Raw genomic sequence first — 13777 nt, forward strand, 5'->3', positions numbered from 1 at the left:
AATATCCGCCACAGAACGCGTTAGCGAGCCGAGGGCTTTCACTGTCTTCGGCTTGATACCGTCGGCCGCATCTCTGCGGACTCCCTCAACTGATCCCCAGTACCGTCGAGAGCAGTCGGTAGAGACCAAAGCCCATCGCGATGCTGGTCACGAGCGTGATCACCCAGAACCCGAGCGTCACCCCGATCTTCCGCCGGGAGACGCCCGCCGAGCCGCCGGCCAGTCCGCCGCCGATGACGCCCGAGATGATGATGTTGTTGAAGGAGATGGGGATACCCAGCGCGATAGCGGTCTGTGCGATGATGAAGCCCGGGACGAGCGCGGCGATAGAGCGGCGAATTCCCAGTTGGGCGTACTCCCGGGAGGTGGCCTGCAGGAGTCGCGGTGCGCCCATCCACGCGCCCCCGAGGATGCCGACCGCGCCGATACCCAGCAGGAGGATGCCGGGCAGGCCGAGTTCGGCGCTGTAGAGGTTCTCCAGTGGCCCGGTCGCCAGTCCGACCTGACTCCCGCCCGAGGAGAAGGCGACGACGCTGCCAAGCACCACGAGGAAGGTCTTGATGCCTCGATCGACGGAGGCCTGTGTGCGACGGCGGATCCACTGGAAGCTGAGGGCGGCGACGGCGAGTGTCGTGACGACGACGCCCAGATCGATCCCTCCAACAGAGGGGACAGACAGGAGTCGCGCGACGAAGCTGGCGATCGACCCCTGATCGACACCCGGCGGCGTCGGAACGATGCTGAGCTGGACGTTGGCGACGATCCCGCCGACGACGGCCGCAAGCAGCGGGACGCCGACGGTCTCGGGGATGTCGTCCCGGCGCAACACTGTCGCCGTCAGATAGGCGAGTCCACCCGAAACGGGCGGGACCAGCACCCAGAACGTCGCGATGCGCTGGTACGTTGCGGTCGCGGGATCGCCTCCCAGCGAAAGCCCGACGCCGATCATCGCGCCGGTCGTCGCGAAGGCGGCGGGGACAGGATAGCCCGAGTAGACCCCGAAGGCCATGAACGTCGTCGCCGTCAGCAGCCCCGCGGTCGCCGCGAGCGACGTGATCGCGACGCCGTCGATGAGGCCGGCCCCGACGGTCTCGGAGATAGCGCCGCCCTGTGTCAGCGCCCCGGCGGCGGCCAGAATCCCGATCAGGAAGGCCGCCCGCATCGTCGAGATGGCGTTGGCACCGATCGCCGGCGCAAAGGGCGGGGAGTTACTGTTGGCACCCAGCGCCCACGCGGTGATTAGTCCCGTCAGCGTCGCCAGCACGACCAGTGCCCAGAATCCGACGCCGGTCATCGATGCCGATCCATTGTCGGCCGTTCGTCGCCGGTCAGGAAAAACGTTCCCCGCATCTGGACTCTCCGGACCGTAGACTTATCTGAATAGTTGTTCAAACGATAGGGTGATGAGCAACTCCGACGATGGGACGACGGTCGAGGAACTGGACGCGGACGACCAGCGCAGTCTCGTCCGCGAGCGGTACGCAGACATCGCCGACAGCACCGACGACTGCTGTGGCGACGACGCGGCTGCGAGTGACTGCTGTGACGGGTCGGCCGACGAAGCGACCGACGATCCGGTCGCCGCCGACGTGGCACAGCTGGGCTACGACGAGGACGCGGCGACCATCGACGCCGCCGACCTGAGCCTTGGCTGTGGGAATCCCGGTGCGATCGCCGACCTCTCACCGGGCGAGCGCGTGCTTGATCTGGGGTCGGGCGGCGGGTTCGACTGCTTTCTCGCGGCCCGCGAGGTCGGTCCCGAGGGGCGGGTGATCGGCGTCGACATGACTCCCGAGATGATCGAGCGCGCCCGCGAGAACGCCGCCGACAGCGACTTTGACACCGTCGAATTCCGACTCGGTGAGATCGAACACCTCCCCGTGGCCGACAACAGCGTCGACGCCGTCATCTCGAACTGCGTCGTCAATCTCTCGCCGGACAAGGCGCAGGTGTTCGCCGAGGTCGCTCGCGTCCTCGCCCCCGGCGGGCGCGTCGCCATCTCGGACGTCGTCGAGACCGCGCCGATGCCCGCGGACGTGCGAGCGGACCCGGATTCGGTGTCGGCCTGTATCGCCGGCGCGGCGACGATCGACCGGCTTGAGACGCTACTCGCCGATGCGGGCTTCGTGGACATCGAGATCGAACCGGACGACGACAGCGAGCAGTTCATCCGCGAGTGGGACCCCGAACGCGACCCAAGCGAGTACGTCACGGCGGCGACCATCGAGGCGCGGCTGCCCGAGAACGGGGACGCGTAGAAACGACGCTGCGACGACTACTGCTCGTGGTACGGGGCTTCCCGGACAGTCTCGGCGAGGTCGCGAACCTGCTCGCGTGTGAAGCCGTCGTTTGCTTCGGCGAACAGCTGTTCGACTTCTTCGCGTTCGAGTTTGACGGCGTCGGGCTGTTCGACGGCGTCGACCGTTCGCTCGCGGAGTTCGCGGATCGTCCCGAGCGCGAGCAGGTAGGGCAACGCCGTCGCTTCGAGTAGCCCGCCGCTGTCCTCCTCGGGGACGGTCGCGAGGTAGCGCTGGGCACCGCTGGCGTAGCCTGCGGCCTGATCGACGACGCGATTGACGACGCGGGCGACCGTCGTCGACGCCTCGGGGTCGGCGACGGCCTCGTGGTCGAGTCCTTCCTCGTCGAGCCACTCGCCCGGGAGATAGACGTTGTTCTCTTCGGCCCAGTCGGCTCGGACGTCCTTGGCGATGTTGACGAGCTGGAGCAGCAGTGCGAAGGCGCGGGCGTCCTCGGGATCGGGTGTCGGGTCGTCGGGGTCGGCCTGCACGGCCTGCAGGTGCATGAACAGCTGTCCGACCGTGCCGGCGACGTACCAGCAGTACTCTTCGAGTTCGTCAAGCGATTCGAGGCGCAGTCCCTCGTGTTGCTGGTGGCGGCGCAGGATGTCGGCCATCCCGGTCGCCATCTCCCGGGTGATCGAGCGCATCCCGTTCTGGACGGGACCCGGGAACGACTGCCAGAGACGGACGATGCGGTCGGTCTGGCCCAGTACGGCCCAGTCGTCGCCGCCGTCGGCCGGCGTGTCCGATTCGACGGCAGCGAGGAACTCCTCGACATCCGTCTCGTCGTCCGCCGCCAGCATCGCGTCGAACGTCTCCAGTAGTTCAGCCCGCCGTTGCATCGGGATGGTCGGTTCGTCTTCGATCGTATCCGCGGTCCGACAGAGCAGGTAGCCGGTACAGACCCACTCCGTCATCGGCTCGTCGAGTAGCTCGACACTCAGCGCGAACGTCCGGGAGACCGACTGGACGGCGTCGAACGCCCAACTCCGGTCATCAGCCAGCGTCGCCTGCTGCGGCACTCCGGTCATTGTCAGTATACTCCGGCTCAGTGTACAAAAAACACCGCCCAACGAGACACCGATCAGCCGTGGTCTCGATCTGGCCGACGACGACGTGATCGATGCCGAATATATAATGAATGATTGTGTATGATGCGGCCGGGCCGGCCAGCAGAACAGTGATGTGTGCCCCACTCCCATCTCCGGAGCAAGGATGTCGAACCGCTACAACCACGCCCGCGTCCAGGAGTACTGGCAACACGTCTGGGACCGCGAGGGCGTGTACGAACTCGACGACGACGCGATCGAGGGCGGCGCGGGGACCTACGTGCTGGGGATGTTTCCCTACACCTCGGGTTCGCTGCACATGGGCCACATCCGCAACTACGCGATCACGGATGCAATCGCCCGTTACCGGCGGATGTCGGGCGAAGACGTGCTCCATCCGATGGGGTGGGACGCGTTCGGCCTGCCCGCCGAGAACGCGGCCTACGACCGCGACACCGATCCCGAGTCGTGGACTCGCACCTGCATCGAGCAGATGCGTGACGAACTCGAACGGATGGGCTTTGGCTACGACTGGTCCCGAGAGATCACGACCTGCAATCCCGACTACTACCGCTGGAATCAGTGGCTCTTTACGCGCTTCTACGAGGAAGGACTGGTCGAGTACACCGGCGCACAGGTCAACTGGTGTCCCGACTGCGAGACGGTGCTGGCCGACGCACAGGTCGAACAGCCCGGTGAGACCATCGACACCGGCCAGCGTAACGACGCACCCGGCCACGCCAGCGGCGAGGGGTCCTGCTGGCGCTGTGGCACGGGCGTCGAGACGCGCGAACTCGACCAGTGGTTCTTCACGATCACGGACTACGCCGACGAACTGGTCGACGGACTGGACGAGCTGACGGAGTGGCCCGACAGCGTCCGCGAGATCCAGCGCAACTGGATCGGCCGTCAGGAGGGGGCCGAGATCACCTTCGCGATCGAAGGCGACGCCGTCGGTGCGGACGAGACGGTCGACGTGTTCACGACCCGGCCGGACACTGTCTTCGGCGCGACCTACCTCGCAGTCGCGCCCGGACACCGCCTCGCCCGAGTGGCCGACGTGGCACTGCCCGAGGACGCCGACGGCACGGCCGGCGTCGACACCGGTCTCACGGCGACCAACCCCCTCACCGGCACGGAGATCCCGATCTACGTCGCCAGCTACGTCCTCGACGACGTGGCGACGGGCGCGGTCATGGGCGTGCCCGCCCACAACGAGCGCGATCACGCCTTCGCTGAAGCCCAGGACTTGCCAGTTGAGCAGGTCGTCGCACCGCTGGACAGCGCTGGTGAGACGGAACTACCCGTCACCGACGACGGGATGGTCACCGCCGACGGCGAGTACGAGGGTCTCGCCAGTTCTGCGGCCCGCGAGCGCCTGCTCGATCACGACGCCGTCGAGTCAGCGACGACCTATCGGCTCCGGGACTGGCTCATCTCCCGCCAGCGCTACTGGGGCACCCCGATCCCCATCGTCCACTGCGACGACTGCGGACACGTCCCCGTTCCCGACGAGGACTTACCGGTCGAACTCCCCGAGTACGTCAAGACCACGGGAAATCCCATCGCTGCCAGCGACGAGTTCGTCGAGACGACCTGTCCCGACTGCGGACAGCCAGCGGAACGTGAGACGGACACGATGGACACCTTCGTCGACTCCTCGTGGTACTTCCTGCGCTATCTGAACCCCGACCTCGCCGACGCACCCTTCGACAGCGACGTGGCCGACGACTGGCTCCCCGTCGACGTGTACGTCGGCGGCGACGAGCATGCTGTCCTCCACCTCCTCTATATCCGCTTTTTCACTCGCGCGCTGGCCGACCTCGGACTCCTCGACCAGCGCGAACCGGTCGAGCGACTGGTCAATCAGGGCACGGTGCTGCACAGCGGCGAGAAGATGTCGAAATCGAAGGGCAACGACGTGGCCCCCCACGAGTACGGCGCGGAGACCACGCGGCTGTTCGTCCTCTCGGCCGCGCATCCCGGGCAGGACTTCGAGTGGACCGCCACCGACGTAAGCAACGCCTACGAGTTCCAGCAGGAGGTGTACGGGATGGTCGCCGACTTTGCTGACGGGGGGCAGGGGACGCGACCACAGGGAGCGTCCCGGAACGAGCGAGCGCGAGCGGAGCGACACGCGAGCCACGAGGGCGAACGCAGTGAGTCCTCGGGACGAGCGAGCGGGGAGGCACGACCCGCGAGCCGCACCGAGAGCACGCCCCACGACGCCTACCTCGAACGCGAGATCGACCGCACCATCGCCGCCGTCACCGACGAGTACGAGCGCTTTCGCTTCCATCGCGTCGTCACCGAGATCCAGCAGTTCGCCCAGTTGCTCCGGCGCTATCGCGAGTACGAGACGCCCTATCGCTTCGCCTACAGCCGAGGGCTGCGTGTCCTCTCGAAACTGCTTGCCCCCCTCGCTCCCTATCTCGCCGAAGAACTCTGGTCGGCCCTCGACGGCGAGGGGCTGATCGCTGCCGCCGACTGGCCCGTGCCACTCCAGTCGATCCCGGAGTACCGCGTCGAGCGCGAACTCGTGCGGACGACGCTCGCGGACGTGCGCGAGATCACCGACGTGGTCGACATCACCGATCCCGACGAGATCGAACTGGTCGTCGCGCCCGCGTGGAGCTACCGGGCCTACGAACTCGGGAGCGAGGTCGCCGGCGAGGCCGACCAGCGGGAGGCCTCGGAACGAGCGAGCGGTGAAGCCGCGAGCCCCGACGGCCCCGTCGTCGGGACTGTCATGGAAGACGACGACGTGCCCGGGACCGAGGCGGCCGCCGACTACGCCGCCGATCTGGCCGACCGGTCCGGTGGATTCGAGCCAGTGCTCTCGCCCGAGCGCGAGCGGACCGTCCTCGAACAGGCGACGTGGCTCTTCACCGACGAGTTCGGGGCCGACGTGACCGTCCGGCAGGCCGATCCCGACGGCGAGCACGCCCGGACGGCCCGGCCGAACAAGCCCGCTATCCACATCAGCTAGCGCGTTTCAGACCGTCTGTGTCCCGCCTCCGCACCGTGGCGGTTTCGCCCACCATCTGTTGTTGCACCTATAAGTTCGTGGCGAGCGTATCGGCTACTATGGCATTCGACAACGTCACCCTGTTCGAGATCAACCTCCGAGAACTCCCCTTCGGCGGCGAGACGGCCCCAGACAGCGACACCGAGTCCATCGAGGTCACCGAGGAATCGGCGGACGACAGTTCGTCCGGCGGCCGCGGCCGGCGCGTCGTCGGTCTCCTGTTCGCTGCTGCCGCCCTCGCTGTCGTCGCCCGTCAGGTCGCCAAGCGCCGCGGGAGTGGGGACGAGTCCTTCGAGACCGAAGACGTCGAACCCGGCGTCGAGCGCGTCGACGCCTGATCGCCCACGACCTTTTATGATCGTCCGTCGAAGCCACAGCCATGCCTCGCCTCGCTGAGACGCACTTCACCAATCGCTACCGGGTCCAGCCCAATCACGCCAACAACTACGAGACCGCCCACGGCGGGATCGTGATGAAGTGGCTCGACGAGATCGGTGCGATGTCGGCGATGCGCTTTGCGGGCAATCCCTGCGTCACGGCCCGGATGGACGGCCTGAACTTCCGGCGGCCGATCCCCGTCGGCGAGACGGCGCTGACGGAGGCCTACGTCTACGACGCTGGCCGGACGAGCGTCCGAGTCCGTGTCCGGGCCGAACGCGAGAACCCCACGACCGGTGAGACGGAGGTCACGACGGAGGGCCACTTCGTCTTCGTCGCGCTCGCCGACGGCGAACCGACGCCGGTCCCCGAGCTAACCGTCGAGACCGACGCCGAGCGGGAACTGCGCGACGCCGCGCTGAACGATGCTGCGACGGACACCGAGGACGCTGCCGGTCGGTAATCTCTGGGCCGTGGGGCTGTCAGTCGCCGCGGTGTTCTCTGTGTGCCCGATCCGCCGATCCCAGTAGCGTCGCCCGGTCTGGGTGGAAGGAAAGATGTGCGTCACAGCCACAGTCGGAACTGCCAAAGTCACGGATGCGACTGCCGGCCAGTTCGTCTGCGACGGCACACTCGATGTCGACGCCGGGCGACTGCACCACCTGATCGATCCGGGTGTCGGGCGCGCCCAGTAGATAGTCGACGTGCCAGTGGCGCGCGTCGTGCTCGCCGGCGGCGACGCGCTCGTGGCGCTCGACCCGGCTGAAGCCGCCGGGACCCAGCGCGCTCCCGGTGTAGGCGTACCAGCCCTGCGGGAACGCCAGCGACCCGAGCGCGCCCACCTCGATCCGCCCGTCGCCGGTGCGCTCGATCAGGAGCGTGTACGTCCCGCCGTCGGCGCGGCCGTCCGACGAGGATCGCGAGCCGTCTGCTCGCTCACCGCCGTCGTCGTCGCTCATCGTGACCGCCGACCCACCACGATCACGCGCGCTGTGGGTCGGCCGCGAACTCGTCGTAGCCCGCCAGCCGATACTCACGGGAGTCAGTGCAGTCCTCGGTGGCCGCCGCGAGGTCGCCCACGAGCCAGTCGTAGGCGTGTGTGAAATCGTCGTGCGGCGCCTCGCCGAGGCGCGCTTCGACATCGTCGGCCGTCAGTGCCTCGTCGTGGTCCTCGCGGAAGGCCGAAAGCTTCTCTGCGGCGTCGGCCGCCGTCGCTTCGTCCGCGCCTGCCGCTTCGAACGCTGCCTGCACGCTGTGGTGAAAGTCGGACATACCAGAGTGGTCGGCGCGCGCCCCCGTATGCGTTCTGGATCATCACGACCGGGACGAAGACTTCTACTGCCGGCTGTCACTGTTTCGAGAGAGTTGCGACCCCATTGTCGCGATATTCTTGACAGACGGACAGCCGGCAGTATTACCACGACGACGCGCCAACCAAGCGCCGATGGAGGTCGCGATCATCACGGTGGGCGACGAACTGCTCGCGGGCGAGACCGAGAACACGAACGCGACGTGGCTGGCCCGCCAGCTGGCAGAGCGTGGCGTGACGGTCACGCGCTCGCTGACGATCCCGGACGAGCGCGATCTGATCGCCGAGTACGTCCGCGACTGGGCGTCAGCCTTCGACGCCGTCATCGTCACGGGCGGGCTGGGCGATACGCCCGACGACGTGACCCTCGAAGCGGTGGCCGACGCGTTCGACCGCGAGATGGCCGTCCAGCCCGCCGTCCGCGAGTACGTCGCCGAGAAGGCCAGACAGTACCGCGAAGCCAATCCCGAGCGCTACGAGACCCACGACTTCGACCTGAATCTGGACGAGACTGCGGCGCTGCCCGAGGGTGCGCGCCCGCTCCAGACCGAGACCAGCTTCAACCCCGGCTGTGTGCTGGCAAACGTCTACGTTTTCCCGGGCTTTCCCGAGGAACTGCGCGTGATGTTCGAGTCGGTGGCCGACGATTTCGGCGGTGATGCCGTCTCGGAGTCCGTGCCGACCGTGACCCCCGAGGGTGCATTGAAGGACGTGCTCGCAGGCGTCCGGGAGCGGTTCGACGTGGCCGTCGGCAGCTATCCCGTCCACGGCGGCGAGCCGGGCCGGGTGAAAGTGACGGGGACGGACCCGGACGAGGTGGCTGGGGCTGCCGAGTGGGTGCGACGGCGTGTCGACGAGCCGGAGTAGCTACAGAAACTCGAATAGCCCGGCCTCGTTGAGGTAGTAAAACGACACCGCGAGCCACCCCTCGAAGACGAGGGTGCCCAGTGCCGACAGCGCGGCGAAGCGGCGCGCGTTCATCTCGGCGACGCCGGCGGGCACCGTCAGCATCCCGCGGGTAAAGAGCAAGGCGTTGCTGATCGGGACGGCAGCCTGCCCCCAGCGGTCGAACCAGCTGTCGAAGCGGTCCAGTTTGTCCTCGCTGACACGGAACCACGGCTTCTGGAGGAGCCACTCGCGCCCGCCACGCTGTGCCAGCACGAAGAGGGTCGTCTGGCCGGCGGTCGCGCCGACGACGGCGATGGCGAAGATGGCGGCGATCATCCCCCAGTCGTACCCGCCGCCGCCGGTCGCCAGCGTGCCGATGGCGGCCGGGACGAGGACTTCGCTGGGGGCGAAATACAGCAACATCGCGCCTTCGAGGACGAAGATCACCAGCAACGCCGCCAGCCCGTAGTCGTCGATCAACTGCCGGGCCAGTTCTTCGTCGCCGACGACGAACAGGGTGATGCCGGCGACCGCGAGCGCGACGAACGAGAGGGCGACGACGAGCAGGCCGTAATCTTCGGCCCACGTGCGAACGCGAGACCGGTGCTGAGACTTCAGGGACGCCATTCGGTCGATACCGACGCCTGTCTGACCCAAAGACCTTCCGCTCGCCCCGCGAAGACGCGTTCGTGACCGACAGCGTCGACAACACGTGGGACTCGGAGCGATACGACGACGAGACCGGTTTCGTCGCCGACTACGGCGAGTCGGTCGTCTCTTTGCTCACACCTGCTCCCGGCGAGACCGTCCTCGATCTGGGCTGTGGCACCGGACAGTTGACGGCCGACATCGCCGACCGCGTCGGCGAGAACGGGACCGTCGTGGGCATCGACCAGTCGGCGGCGATGGTCGAGCAGGCCCGCGATTCCCATCCCGACGTTCGGTTCGAACAGGCCGACGCCACCGGCTTCGACCCCGCCCGACTGCTCGACGACGGCAAGCACTTCGATGCCGTGTTCTCGAACGCGGCGCTGCACTGGATCACGGACCAGCACGCCGTCACCGGGTGGGTCGCCGACGCGCTCGGTCCCGGCGGCCGCTTCGTCGCGGAACTGGGCGGCGCGGGCAACGTTGCGACCATCGTCGCGGCGGTGCTGGTCGAACTGCACGACCGTGGCTACGACGCCGACAATCCGTGGTACTTTCCGACTGTCGGCGAGCACGCCAGCCTGCTCGAAACGCACGGCTTCGAGGTTCGCCACGCGACGCTGTTCGACCGGCCGACCGCCCTCGACGGTCCCGACGGACTGGCGAACTGGCTCGACGTGTTCGGGGATTCGCTCTTCGCGCCGCTGGCCGACGACGAACGCGAAACAGTCGTCGCAGCCGTCGAAGATCGCCTTCGAGGGGACCTGTACGATCCCGACACGGAGACGTGGACCGCGGACTACCGACGGCTTCGATTCGTCGCCGTGCCGGCGTGACGACGCCAGCCCTTTGTCCTCGCACACCCTCGATCCGCCATGACCGATCAGAACGTCCTCGGGGCGGACCTCGAACCGTGTAGCACCGACCCCGAAACCGGCTTCGAGCGGGACGGCTGCTGTGGGACCCATCCCCGGGACCGTGGCCGCCACGAACTGTGTGCCGTGATGACCGAGGAGTTCCTGCAGTTTAGCAAGGAACGCGGGAACGATCTGGTGACGCCACGACCCGACTTTCAGTTTCCGGGACTCGAACCGGGCGACCGCTGGTGTCTCTGTCTTGGCCGCTGGGTCGAGGCACTGGAGGCGACCCGCCGGGACAGACTGCCCGAGACCACGGTGCCGCCGGTCGTGCTGGCGGCGACGAACGAAGCGGTGCTTGACTCGGTCGAACTGGAGACGCTGGAAGCCCACGCGTACGACGCCTGACCACGGTACTCACTCGCCCACGCCGGCTCTGGAGTCGACGACCGACGAGCGGTCGTCGGATGCGCCGGCGGGATCAGTCGTCCGACGGCCGACAGTCACACTCACTACACTCGCGTTCGACTGCCCCGCCGTCGGCCGCTTCACCCGCCGATTCCACGCTGCTATCGGGCGCTTCCTCGACCACCAGATCGTCGTCCTCGTCGACGACGTTCTCGGTCCAGGTGCCCCAGCGGAACCACGCGGCCACGAGCAGGGCGGAGCCGACGTGCATCAGTGCAATCGCCCACCAGACGCCGGTCGTCTGCATGTCGAAGTACTGCACGAGGACGTAGGCCGGTACTACCTGCATCCCCCAGACGGAGGTCATCGAGAAGATCATCGCCGCCCGCGTCGAGCCAGCGCCGTTGAACGCGCCCTTGATGACGTGGAACACGCCCATCAGCGCGAAGGTGGGGGCGACGATCCACATGTACTCCGCGCCGATGTCGACGACTTGGGCAGCCCCCTCACCCTGGATGAACGCACCGACGATGGGGCGGGCGAAGTAGATGGCGAGGCCGCTGACGACGACGTAGACGGTGATCAGCATCGCCAGCGCGAGATGGACGCTCTTGCGCGCCCGACCGGCCCGGTCCGCACCGAGGTTCTGGCCGACGGCAGTCTCGACGGCCATCCCCATCCCGACCGCCGGCAGGAAGACGAAGGAGGTCAAGCGGGCCGTGATGCCGAAGGCGGCGACGGCGGTCGAGCCGATGATGGCGACGACGGCCGTCATCGCCGTGTAGGAGAGCGCGCCGGAACTCTGCTCGATGCTGGCGGGATAGCCCACGGAGACGATCTTCCGGATCGTCTCCATCTCGATCCGCAGGTCACCGAGTGAGAGATTCAGCCCCAGATAGCCAGAAAAGAGCAGAGCGACCCCCGGAATCGTCGCCAGCGCCCGCGAGATGATCGTCGCGACCGCCGCGCCCTGGACGCCCATGCCGGTAAAGCCGGTTTCGGCCAGCAGCGACGCCTCGACGCCCTCCAGCGAGAGGAGCGAAAAGAGGAGATTGTCCTGAAAGCCGAAGATGAAGATGGGATCGAGAACGATGTTGACGGCGACGCTGACCGCCATCAGGTACATCGGCGTCTTGGTGTCGCCCCACCCGCGAAGCAGCGACTGGAAGACGAAGAAGCCGAACATGAACCAGACGCCGACGAAGATCACGCGCATGTAGTCGACGGAGTAGGCAAACACCGACGAGCCCGGTTCGGCCCCGATCAGGCGCAGGAAGGTCGGCGTCATGACGTAGCCGATCGCACCCAGGACGAGCGAGAACAGCGTCACGAACGCCAGCGTCTGGCCGGCGACCTCGTTGACCCGATCGAGCCTGTCTGCGCCCTTGTTCTGGGCGACCAGCACACTGCCCGCCAGTGTCAGGCCGCCGCCGAGACTGATCAGGACGAACACGGGCGGCCACGAAAAGGACAGCGCGCTGACGGCGTCCTGTCCGAGGCGGCCGACCCAGAAGGTGTCGACGAGGTTGTACAGCACCTGCAGGAGCTGTGTGAACACGATCGGGGCCGCAAGCGCCAGCAGCGGGCGCAGCAGTGACCCCTCTGTAAGATCGCGTTCTGCCCGCTTCTCGCTCACGCTGTTTGCCCCACAGTCTCGTCGTCGACGACCAGTCGCTCCAGCAGGAGGTCCGTGATCCCCGCCAGTGCCATCTCGGTCGGCGCGTCCTCGCCGAGAATCACGTCGTGGGACTGTGCGCCCTCGATGGCCGAGCGAAAGAGGGCGGCGAACTGTTCGGGATCGACATCCGAACGGAACTGTCCCTGTTCGATCCCCGCCCGGACGATGTCGGCGATGCGCTCGCGGATGTGCTGGTCGTTGCGCACCAACTGTTCGCGCAGCGCCTCGTCGTAGGGTGCCTGTGCGCGCAGGCCGAGCAGCGCCATGTGCACGTCGTCTGGGCCGTCTTCGTCGTCCGCGCCGACGACGATTTCGGCCATCCACAGGAGCTGTTCCAGTGGATCGTCGTCGCTGTCCTCGTCGAACTCTTCGAGGAAGTTCTCCAGCAAGTGCTCCATGAACGTGACGATCAGGTCCTCTTTCGAGTCGTAGTGGTAGTGCAACAGCGACTTGCTCTTGGGAAACTCGTCGGCGATCGACTGCATCGTCAGATCCGCATAGCCGTGCTTGCAGAGGGCCGCAAACGTCGCATCCATGATGTCGTCGTCGGTGGTCATTGTTGACTGACTATCCAGTCAGCGACAAAGAAACTGTCGCTCCCCGAACGGCGTGAAATAATCTCCCTCGACCGCGCTGACCGCCGCTCTCGCACGAACGTGGCCTTAAATATCCCGAGACCGACCGGACGAGTAATGGTAGTCTCGAACGAGAAGGGCGACCGCCGCGAGCGCGAACTGGTCAACGCGCTCGACGAGGCCGGGTTCGCCGTGATGCGCGCACCGGCCAGCGGGTCGGCGACCGAACGGGAGTTACCGGACGTACTGGCCGGCGACGGTGAAACGTTCTACGCCATCGAAGCCAAATCGAGCGCCGGCGATCCCATCTATCTCGACGGCGAAGAGATCGAAGCACTGCTCTTTTTCTCGCGGAACTTCGGGGCCAAGCCCCGCATCGGCGTGCGCTTCGACCGCGAGGACTGGTTTTTCTTTCATCCGGGCGATCTGTACACGACCGATGGTGGCAACTACCGGGTCAAAAAAGAGAAAGCTATCGCTGACGGCACGGACTTCGACGAGTTCGTCGGCCACAGCGAGAAAGTGACACTGGACGAGATCGGCGGCAGCGACGACGGTCCCGATCAGGCCACACTCGACATCCTCAACGCCCTCGACCGGGGCGACCTGAGCGTCGAGGACGCCGCCGAGATGCTATAGCCGATGGTCTCGCTCGCGTT

15 protein-coding genes are annotated in these 13777 nt (G+C 66.8%); 8 read left to right on the forward strand and 7 right to left on the reverse strand.

The genetic code is table 11. The features are described from left to right. Positions 1 to 85 precede the first annotated feature (85 nt). Positions 86 to 1294: an inorganic phosphate transporter gene (locus AC5FRW_RS04650; protein ID WP_493567259.1), complete on the reverse strand. Its 1209-nt coding sequence runs from the start codon at positions 1292 to 1294 to the stop codon at positions 86 to 88. 109 nt (positions 1295 to 1403) lie between these two features. On the opposite strand from AC5FRW_RS04650, the gene arsM reads away from it, so the two are divergent. After that, on the forward strand, positions 1404 to 2258 hold the full coding sequence (arsM, locus tag AC5FRW_RS04655; RefSeq protein ID WP_493567260.1) for an arsenite methyltransferase: 855 nt from the start codon (positions 1404 to 1406) through the stop codon (positions 2256 to 2258). A gap of 17 nt (positions 2259 to 2275) precedes the next feature. Here the strand turns inward: arsM and AC5FRW_RS04660 are convergent, their stop codons facing one another. Then, the gene (locus AC5FRW_RS04660; protein WP_493567261.1) at positions 2276 to 3331 is read right to left on the reverse strand and encodes a phytoene/squalene synthase family protein; all 1056 of its coding nucleotides are present in this window, start codon (positions 3329 to 3331) and stop codon (positions 2276 to 2278) included. Positions 3332 to 3515: 184 nt separating this feature from the next. Between AC5FRW_RS04660 and leuS the strand changes: the two genes are divergently transcribed. The 3 genes from leuS to AC5FRW_RS04675 all read left to right on the forward strand — a co-directional run bounded on the left by leuS (position 3516) and on the right by AC5FRW_RS04675 (position 7218). After that, a complete protein-coding gene (gene leuS, locus AC5FRW_RS04665) occupies positions 3516 to 6338 on the forward strand; it encodes a leucine--tRNA ligase (RefSeq protein WP_493567262.1) in 2823 nt (940 codons plus the stop codon). A gap of 98 nt (positions 6339 to 6436) precedes the next feature. After that, positions 6437 to 6715, forward strand: a complete 279-nt coding sequence (locus AC5FRW_RS04670; protein WP_493567263.1) for a hypothetical protein — start codon at positions 6437 to 6439, stop codon at positions 6713 to 6715. Between the two features lie 41 nt (positions 6716 to 6756). Continuing rightward, positions 6757 to 7218, forward strand: coding sequence for an acyl-CoA thioesterase (locus AC5FRW_RS04675; protein ID WP_493567264.1), 462 nt, complete (start codon positions 6757 to 6759; stop codon positions 7216 to 7218). Between the two features lie 19 nt (positions 7219 to 7237). Here AC5FRW_RS04675 and AC5FRW_RS04680 read toward each other — a convergent pair whose 3' ends face one another. After that, complete coding sequence (locus AC5FRW_RS04680) at positions 7238 to 7714, reverse strand: GIY-YIG nuclease family protein (protein WP_493567265.1); 477 nt, start codon at positions 7712 to 7714, stop codon at positions 7238 to 7240. A 22-nt stretch (positions 7715 to 7736) separates the two neighbouring features. After that, the gene (locus tag AC5FRW_RS04685; RefSeq protein WP_493567266.1) at positions 7737 to 8027 is read right to left on the reverse strand and encodes a hypothetical protein; all 291 of its coding nucleotides are present in this window, start codon (positions 8025 to 8027) and stop codon (positions 7737 to 7739) included. Between the two features lie 172 nt (positions 8028 to 8199). On the opposite strand from AC5FRW_RS04685, the gene AC5FRW_RS04690 reads away from it, so the two are divergent. Beyond that, positions 8200 to 8931 carry a competence/damage-inducible protein A gene (locus AC5FRW_RS04690; RefSeq protein ID WP_493567267.1) on the forward strand — a complete coding sequence of 244 codons (732 nt, stop codon included), beginning with the start codon at positions 8200 to 8202 and terminating at the stop codon, positions 8929 to 8931. Here AC5FRW_RS04690 and AC5FRW_RS04695 read toward each other — a convergent pair whose 3' ends face one another. Then, entirely contained in the window at positions 8932 to 9579 is a 648-nt protein-coding gene (locus AC5FRW_RS04695) for a DedA family protein (RefSeq protein WP_493567268.1), read from the reverse strand. 62 nt (positions 9580 to 9641) lie between these two features. Between AC5FRW_RS04695 and AC5FRW_RS04700 the strand changes: the two genes are divergently transcribed. Further along, positions 9642 to 10436, forward strand: a complete 795-nt coding sequence (locus AC5FRW_RS04700) for a class I SAM-dependent methyltransferase (RefSeq protein WP_493567269.1) — start codon at positions 9642 to 9644, stop codon at positions 10434 to 10436. A gap of 39 nt (positions 10437 to 10475) precedes the next feature. After that, the gene (locus AC5FRW_RS04705) at positions 10476 to 10865 is read left to right on the forward strand and encodes a DUF2237 family protein (protein WP_493567270.1); all 390 of its coding nucleotides are present in this window, start codon (positions 10476 to 10478) and stop codon (positions 10863 to 10865) included. A 73-nt stretch (positions 10866 to 10938) separates the two neighbouring features. On the opposite strand, the gene AC5FRW_RS04710 is transcribed toward AC5FRW_RS04705, so the two are convergent. After that, on the reverse strand, positions 10939 to 12501 hold the full coding sequence (locus AC5FRW_RS04710; RefSeq protein WP_493567271.1) for an MATE family efflux transporter: 1563 nt from the start codon (positions 12499 to 12501) through the stop codon (positions 10939 to 10941). Then, a complete protein-coding gene (locus AC5FRW_RS04715; protein ID WP_493567272.1) occupies positions 12498 to 13100 on the reverse strand; it encodes a TetR/AcrR family transcriptional regulator in 603 nt (200 codons plus the stop codon). The genes AC5FRW_RS04710 and AC5FRW_RS04715 overlap by 4 nt, the downstream gene beginning before the upstream one ends. A 135-nt stretch (positions 13101 to 13235) precedes the next feature. On the opposite strand from AC5FRW_RS04715, the gene hjc reads away from it, so the two are divergent. Beyond that, positions 13236 to 13757: a Holliday junction resolvase Hjc gene (gene hjc / locus AC5FRW_RS04720; protein ID WP_493567273.1), complete on the forward strand. Its 522-nt coding sequence runs from the start codon at positions 13236 to 13238 to the stop codon at positions 13755 to 13757. The last annotated feature ends 20 nt before the right edge of the window (positions 13758 to 13777 follow it).

Source organism: Halomicrobium sp. HArcht3-1 (assembly GCF_058933345.1).

Bases quoted from the DNA above. Each gene is read 5' to 3' on its own strand.
- AC5FRW_RS04695 (WP_493567268.1), bottom strand. From the start codon at position 9,579: ATGGCGTCCCTGAAGTCTCAGCACCGGTCTCGCGTTCGCACGTGGGCC.
- AC5FRW_RS04685 (WP_493567266.1), bottom strand. From the start codon at position 8,027: ATGTCCGACTTTCACCACAGCGTGCAGGCAGCGTTCGAAGCGGCAGGC.
- leuS (WP_493567262.1), top strand. From the start codon at position 3,516: ATGTCGAACCGCTACAACCACGCCCGCGTCCAGGAGTACTGGCAACAC.
- AC5FRW_RS04650 (WP_493567259.1), bottom strand. From the start codon at position 1,294: ATGACCGGCGTCGGATTCTGGGCACTGGTCGTGCTGGCGACGCTGACG.
- AC5FRW_RS04675 (WP_493567264.1), top strand. From the start codon at position 6,757: ATGCCTCGCCTCGCTGAGACGCACTTCACCAATCGCTACCGGGTCCAG.
- AC5FRW_RS04680 (WP_493567265.1), bottom strand. From the start codon at position 7,714: ATGAGCGACGACGACGGCGGTGAGCGAGCAGACGGCTCGCGATCCTCG.
- AC5FRW_RS04660 (WP_493567261.1), bottom strand. From the start codon at position 3,331: ATGACCGGAGTGCCGCAGCAGGCGACGCTGGCTGATGACCGGAGTTGG.
- AC5FRW_RS04670 (WP_493567263.1), top strand. From the start codon at position 6,437: ATGGCATTCGACAACGTCACCCTGTTCGAGATCAACCTCCGAGAACTC.
- AC5FRW_RS04715 (WP_493567272.1), bottom strand. From the start codon at position 13,100: ATGACCACCGACGACGACATCATGGATGCGACGTTTGCGGCCCTCTGC.
- AC5FRW_RS04705 (WP_493567270.1), top strand. From the start codon at position 10,476: ATGACCGATCAGAACGTCCTCGGGGCGGACCTCGAACCGTGTAGCACC.
- hjc (WP_493567273.1), top strand. From the start codon at position 13,236: ATGGTAGTCTCGAACGAGAAGGGCGACCGCCGCGAGCGCGAACTGGTC.
- AC5FRW_RS04690 (WP_493567267.1), top strand. From the start codon at position 8,200: ATGGAGGTCGCGATCATCACGGTGGGCGACGAACTGCTCGCGGGCGAG.
- arsM (WP_493567260.1), top strand. From the start codon at position 1,404: ATGAGCAACTCCGACGATGGGACGACGGTCGAGGAACTGGACGCGGAC.